Here is a 2,510-nt window from a genome sequence, read left to right as displayed (position 1 = left end):
ACCCACTTTTCACCCACTTGGCGATTTTTTAAACCCAGCCTTAGCCCTGCTAGGACAAGGTTTAAAGAAATCACCAATTGGGCAAAAATTGGATTTTGCTAATCATCCCTATTTATGCAAAGGTCTCTATTAAAGACAAAGCATCAACGGATAGCGTGATTAATTCTGATGGTTGGCGAGGGTATAATGGACTTGTAGATTTTGGTTATAAAAGGCATTTTAGAGTGCACCATGGTAAGAACGAGTTTGCTAGAGGCAACTCGCATATTAACGGTATTGAATCATTTTGGGGTTATGCTAAAATTAGGCTAGTAAAGTTTAAGGGAATGAATAAAGATATGTTTAAATGTCATCTTAAAGAATGTGAATTTAGATTCAATAATCGCAAGCAAAATCTTTACAAATTTTTGCTTGGAAATTTTAGAAAAGAGCCTCTTAACTAGTTAAGCCCCTAAATTTTTTAATCATTATTTTTGAAAATGAAAAACATGACAAACACACTAAACAAACTGACTAAATTCCTTGCAGTCGCCATCATTTCAGTCTCTTTAAATGCTTTTAGTAGTGTTGTGCTAAATTCACACACTATTGCTAAAACTTTTATTACACCTGTTACTATCACTAATACAGGTGTCAGTACTGTTAATCTAGCCTTTGGGAAGCCTGCCACACAATCCAGCAATTATTATGAGACCGATCGCTATCAAGCCCCACAAGCAGTTAATGGCGACACTAGAGGCGTCTGGTATACCAATAGCATAACCCACACTAAGTATGAACAAGGCGCTTGGTGGCAGGTTGATCTAGGCAATCAAAAAAACATCAAGAAAATCGTTATCTACAACCGCACTGATTGCTGTGCAGATAGACTAAGTAACTACCAAGTTAGTATTTCTAATAAAGCAGATTTCAGTACCCACATCTATCAACAAGACTTTCATGTCGCACCCAATCCCAAAAAAATCATTCAATTAGACGCATCAGGCAAACAAGGTCGCTATGTTAGAATCCAATTGCTTGACAAGGACTATTTATCTCTAGCAGAAGTTCAGGTTATGGGTGTTGATCCTTTGCGTTTTGCTGAGATGGATTTTTCTAGTGCTCATAATAATTTTGGTGGGTTTCATAATGCGCCAAATTATCCTAACTTGGCTGCCTTTTCCACTCTTAAAGCCAATGGGTCAATCACAGCGTGGGGTGACCCAGATGCTGGAGGCACAGCGCCCTCTGGTAGTGGTTATACCAAGATTTATTCAACTAGGACTGCCTTTGCCGCCCTTAAAGCCGATGGATCAATCACGGCGTGGGGTAGTGGAAGCACAGGTGCACCCTCTGATAGTGGCTATACCAAGATTTATTCAACTTATAGTGCCTTTGCCGCCCTTAAAGCCGATGGATCAATCACGGCGTGGGGTGTTTCAGGTCGGGGAGGTTCAGATGCGCCCGCTGGTAATGGCTATACCAAGATTTATTCAACTGGGTATGCCTTTGCCACCCTTAAAGCCGATGGATCAATCACAGCATGGGGTAACTCAGGTTATGGAGGTTCAGATGCACCCGATGGTAAGGGCTATACCAAGATTTATTCAACTAGTAGTGCCTTTGCCGCCCTTAAAGCCGATGGGTCAATCAAGGCGTGGGGTTATGGAAGTGAAGGAACAGATGCACCCGCTGGTAATGGCTATACCAAGATTTATTCAACTTATTATGCCTTTGCCGCCCTTAAAGCCGATGGATCAATCACGGCGTGGGGTGATTCAGAGTATGGAGGTTCAGGTGCGCCCACTGACAGTGGCTACGCCAAGATTTATTCAAATGGGTATGCCTTTGCCTCCGTTAAAGCCGATGGATCAATCACGGCGTGGGGTGATCCAAGTAGGGGAGGCACAACACCTGCATCTGATTAAATATAGGACAGTGTTAATTCAAAGTTTTTTAAAATTAACGGATTACAACACTTAAGGGCGCCTGAAGAACCTTAGTGCGATTTATCCGCAAGTTGACTGCAGGGTGATAACTCTTCAAGTATTGGCGGATTAAGCTATGGATGTTTTCATTAGAGCTTCTTTGTCATGGCGCATGCAGATTAGCAAAGTAAATATCAATTCTTTAAATGATTAGACAAGGTAGCATGTTGTGCCACTCTATCATAAGTCATAGACAAGAAGCATTGCTTTTCGTTCAAACCCTTGTCGCACACTAAGTGCCGATTTGCGGATAAATTGTGCTTTATCTGTTGAGGGCATAACTAATTTGGTAGTTACTTAGTCAACCCTTAAAAACCACACAACAAATTGATTTATAACAATAAAACCAACAATAACCATAGACAAATCAACCAACTTTTGCTAAAATACCTCTTATTTCTTGGTCGTTTTGCTTAAAAAAAATGTTAACTAAATCCAGCCCAATATCCACCCAATCAAATCTTTTTCATTCAGAGCTCTTTTCTCAATTAGATGTCAAAGACCCTTTAATACAACTAGCCAACACTATTAATTGGACAGTCT

At 40.5% G+C, this 2,510-nt stretch carries 1 protein-coding gene and 1 pseudogene; both read left to right on the top strand.

Annotated elements, in window-relative coordinates; all coding sequences use genetic code 11:
* Positions 1 to 128: 128 nt before the first annotated feature.
* A pseudogene (locus BBROOKSOX_RS10005) lies at positions 129 to 443 on the top strand (IS1595 family transposase); the annotation flags it as partial.
* Between the two features lie 36 nt (positions 444 to 479).
* Positions 480 to 1,907 (top strand): galactose-binding domain-containing protein, encoded by a 1,428-nt coding sequence (locus BBROOKSOX_RS10000; RefSeq protein WP_139661583.1) that lies wholly within the window; start codon positions 480 to 482, stop codon positions 1,905 to 1,907.
* Positions 1,908 to 2,510: the final 603 nt, after the last annotated feature.

It is taken from the genome of bacterium endosymbiont of Bathymodiolus sp. 5 South (genome assembly GCF_900128535.1).
In the GTDB taxonomy this organism is placed as follows: Bacteria; Pseudomonadota; Gammaproteobacteria; order PS1; family Pseudothioglobaceae; genus Thiodubiliella.
Note: the sequence above shows the minus strand (reverse complement) of the source record. Positions and strands in the feature narration are given on the sequence as shown.